This window comes from Chamaesiphon sp. OTE_20_metabat_361, from assembly GCF_031364565.1.
This window is the reverse complement of the sequence record NZ_JANLWO010000193.1, coordinates 1-4,125: the sequence shown is the minus strand read 5'-3', so window position 1 is coordinate 4,125 and position 4,125 is coordinate 1. Positions and strand designations below refer to the sequence as shown.

3 protein-coding genes are annotated in these 4,125 nt (G+C 47.1%); all 3 read left to right on the top strand.

All coding sequences use genetic code 11. The features are described from left to right. The first annotated feature begins 171 nt into the window (after positions 1-171). Positions 172-798 carry a Uma2 family endonuclease gene (locus tag RMO35_RS05380; RefSeq protein WP_309739110.1) on the top strand — a complete coding sequence of 209 codons (627 nt, stop codon included), beginning with the start codon at positions 172-174 and terminating at the stop codon, positions 796-798. Positions 799-887: 89 nt separating this feature from the next. Beyond that, the gene (locus RMO35_RS05375) at positions 888-1,310 is read left to right on the top strand and encodes a hypothetical protein (protein WP_309739109.1); all 423 of its coding nucleotides are present in this window, start codon (positions 888-890) and stop codon (positions 1,308-1,310) included. A gap of 173 nt (positions 1,311-1,483) precedes the next feature. Next, positions 1,484-4,125, top strand: a 2,642-nt coding sequence (locus tag RMO35_RS05370; RefSeq protein ID WP_309739107.1) for a HEAT repeat domain-containing protein, incomplete at its 3' end; no start/stop codon positions are given.

Sequence of the window (4,125 nt, the reverse complement as noted above, 5' to 3'; positions counted from 1 at the left end):
CCCCAGATTCCCTCCCACAGACCGCTTGAAGCATCATAGAATTCTTTAATTTCTTGGTACAGTTGGGTACTCATTTACAAAATCTCGGCTGATAGTCTGCTCGTACATTCTAACGAAGACCATCTAGTTACAGATGTTAAAATTAAATAGTAGTGAGCATATTTTCCAATCATGGCAGCCCTCACCCTCAATCTCAACTCGATCTCCAATCTCAGCCGCAGTCAATTTCGGCAGATTGCCATCGACAATCCAGACATGAAGCTGGAAAGAAACAAAGCAGGAAATCTAATTATTATGGCTCCCACAGGCGGTGAAACTGGTAGCTTTAACTTTGACTTGAGTGGACAGCTATACCTATGGAATCTTAATAACCAAGCAGGTAAGGCTTTTGATTCATCCACTGGCTTTGAACTACCAGCAGGCGGAGATCGATCGCCTGATGTAGCTTGGATTACCCTGGATAAGTGGGAAGCTTTGACTCCGGAAGAACGACGGGGCTTTTTGCCGCTTTGTCCTGATTTTGCCGTCGAATTGATGTCGAGATCGGATTCTTGGGTGCAGACGCAGCGGCTCGCGCCCGTCGGGTTCCCCGACGCGAAAAGCGAGACAAGACAAACGAAGATGGTGGAATATATGGAAAGCGGTTGTCGATTGGGTTGGCTGCTAGATCCCAAGGGCAAACGCGCTGCTATTTATCGGATGGGAAAACCACCAGAACTCTTGACTGCGCCTGAGTCGCTATCGGGTGAAGATGTATTACCAGGATTCGTCCTCGATGCGAGATTTTTGTGGAGCTAGCTAAAATTTAAGTCGATCGATCTCTATTAAAAGTGGCGATAGTCGGGGAATAATATTGATATCAAACGTCATACCTAAAGGTTGGATCGATGGCTACACCCACTCTGACTATATCCGGCAAAGTATTGGGCAAAAGCCAAAATCTATTTACGAGCTGGCAAATGTCTCTATCAGAGCAGCCGCTGACATTAGCAGAATTACTCGCCCAAATCGTGCGATCGGAAGTTGGAGCGTTTCAAACTAGACAAGCCGATCGCAGAACGACCAAAGTATTGGGAATAATTGATATTGAAGCTGGAGTTGCGATCGGTAAAATCAGTAGTGGTGATAGCGATCTCGAACAGGTGGTGGATGTGGAGATGGCGATCGACAATGCCCTGCAAGCCTTTCAGGATGGGTTTTATCTGGTATTTATCGACGACAAGCAGCAGGAGGACTTGACAGCGACGGTGGCTCTTACCGATCGTTCTGAACTTTTGTTTCTCCGTCTTACGCCGTTAGTTGGTGGGTGATAGCGAACTGGTGCTTAGTCTGCAACCGCCCTCGATTGAAATCGGGGCTAGTGTTACAAAGTCCGCCTACGCGGACTAAATCTAAATTGAATATCCTAGTCCGCGTAGGCGGACTTCGCATCATCAGCGGCGGTTTCAACCGCTGAGGTCATAATTTACGCCACCATAACTTTATGCTCAACCCCGAAATCGCCCAAGCTCGCCTAAAAGAATACCAGCTCGCCAACTGGCAAACCGATCGCATCAATAAACTAATCAAACTACCCGCTAAACTCAGATCGATCGGGTGTGGTATTTTCGGTGATGATGATACTGGCAAACCGATTAAACGTGATGATTCGGCTACCGCGATCGAGCAGAATATCAAAGGCCTGGGCGAATTAAATCCTGTCGATCGACTCAAAATATTTACCATTCTCTTCCCCCAATTTGCGCCCACAGTCGAAGCCACTTGGCAAAGCTTCCCCAATTGGACGTATCAAATCGGCTACAGCCGTCGCTCTTTCCGCGCACCCACCGCCGATGCTTATCTTCAAAAACGCGGCTGGTGGTTTCAACGCCTGTTAGCTGTGGTTAAGGGCTACGATGTCGATCTACCCTGGCTGGCTAGCTGGTGTGCCTACTTGGGCTATAACGGCGACATTCTGGGCTATCTATTCGCAGTAGCCATTGACGCTGGCGACGAACTAGGGCAAGAGGTATTCGATATTCTCATCGCGTCAGCCAAGGGCGAACATGAAATCGGCGCGATGGGAAGACATGTGACTCGATCGCTCCTCCTCGCAAATCGTCCAGAAGGCTGGGAATTTGTCGAAAAGCTTCTAGTTGCCGCCCAGCGGCAAGAAGGGCTGCGCCAGACGATTTTGGAGTGCGTAGATGAAGCACATCCGATCGCGTATCAGCGGATGTTGAAGCTGATTTTGGACGAAAATCTGATTCGATTTGCGGCGACTTTACGAGCGGTGGATGTCTGGTTTGGGTTCGATTTGGATGTCTTGCAGGAGAAACCAGCACGGGCAATTGTCGCGCAAGTTTTAGAGTTTCTCACCGATGCCAATCAGCAACAAGCGGCTCTCGCCAGCGATGACGCACAGACGGTATATTTGGCTCTATGGTCGATCGCGTTTACCGATGCAATGCAAGCGATCGAATCTGCCAAAATCCTCCTCCAGCATCCCGAAGCCAGCCATCGGTTAGTAGCGATTCATTGTCTCAAGCAACTGGATCTACAGCCAGCCCGATTGGTAATATTAAGTGCGATCGCAGATCCCGACGATCGAGTAGCATGGCTAGCGTTAAACTCTTATCCCAGTCAAGAATTATTAAAAGCTGCGCCAGATACATTCGATCGCATCGTTGCTATTTTCCCCCGTTGGGCGGTCAAATCCAAGCAACTAACCCCGCTAGTTTGGGAGTGGATGAAACTGACTGTTTTTCAAGAGGTTGTCGTCCAAGTTTTACATCGATGGTTGGGCGATCGATCGCCCAAATTGATGATTCCCTATCTAGCCGCTGCTGAATCTTATCAACGGGCAACCATCGCCAGATCTCTTGCGAAGATTCAGCCGTGGGATGCGGAAATTCGCGATACATTATTTAACCTTACTAGTGATGCTAGTAGTTACGTGCGACGATGTGTTGTAGCAATACTCACAGAATGCCAGCTCGACAGATCTGAAGCCGCACATTTAATCGGTTTACTCACTCGTAAATCTAGCGATCTACGTCAATGGATTCTGAGTTCGTTACTCAAGCAATCGGATGGAGACGCGATCGATTCTGCGCGATTATTATTAGCAGCTAAAGATAAGTTACAGAGACAAGCAGGATTAGAATTAGTAGCGGAATTGGTAAAGAGAAATCGGCTAGTAGATGAGTGTCAATCGATCGCGCAAACCTATCGAACCATGCGGGGCGATAAAATCACTACCACCGAAACTCAACTATTAGAGCGGATTTTTGCGATCGAGTCTCAACCTGCAACCTTACGGGATGCGTTGGGGTTAGTCAATCTTGCCGATTTGTATGTACCCGAACCAGTAACTTGCACCAATCCTGTCGAACTAAATACGGCTGCGGCGAGAAGTACTTTACTTGCGATCGATGAATTGATCCACCAGCATCGTCAAACACCAATTCAAACAACAAATTATCAGGGTGGATTCGAGGAAGAATTACTGGGAAATTCAAAGTGGAAATTTCCTTGGTTTCAGAACGATCTATCTCCAGCCGAAAATTTGGCGCGGTTGCCTCTAGCTGATGTTTGGGAAAACTGGTATCAAAGTAATCGATCGAAAGATGCAGATGGTTTAGAACTAACTCGGGCAATTGCGCCCCGTTATTATGCAAATAGCGATCGATCGGGAAAACTAGCAGAAAAAGGCTACTTAGATTATCCCACTTCTCATTATTATAGATTACGCACCGCCTTCGATAAATCTTTCGAGGGAATTAAGTTAGAGTTACGCTATCCAGAGTTAGTTTCTCGCATTATTTACTGGTTACTTTATTTACATCCCAATCCTCAACAAGTTAAGTTTCCTTTAAATTTGCTAGCACATGTTTTAGCAACACTTGCAGATCCACTCGAATTGGAAAGAGCGCTCGCGATCGATTCTCAAGCTCAACAAATCGATACCTGGGATTTAGAAAATTTCGTTGCTGGTGTTAAGAGTTTTGCACAACCAAACGGGGCAGTATCTGACGAATATTTTCGGCGGTGGTGGCAAATGATTAATTGGATCGATGGGACTATTTGGCACCGTCTGATTCGCTACGGTAGAGCGGTAAGTCTAACAGATGTGGCGATCGCTCA

Excerpts from the sequence above, each read along its gene's own strand:
- RMO35_RS05380 (WP_309739110.1), top strand. The coding sequence starts at position 172 with ATGGCAGCCCTCACCCTCAATCTCAACTCGATCTCCAATCTCAGCCGC.
- RMO35_RS05375 (WP_309739109.1), top strand. The coding sequence starts at position 888 with ATGGCTACACCCACTCTGACTATATCCGGCAAAGTATTGGGCAAAAGC.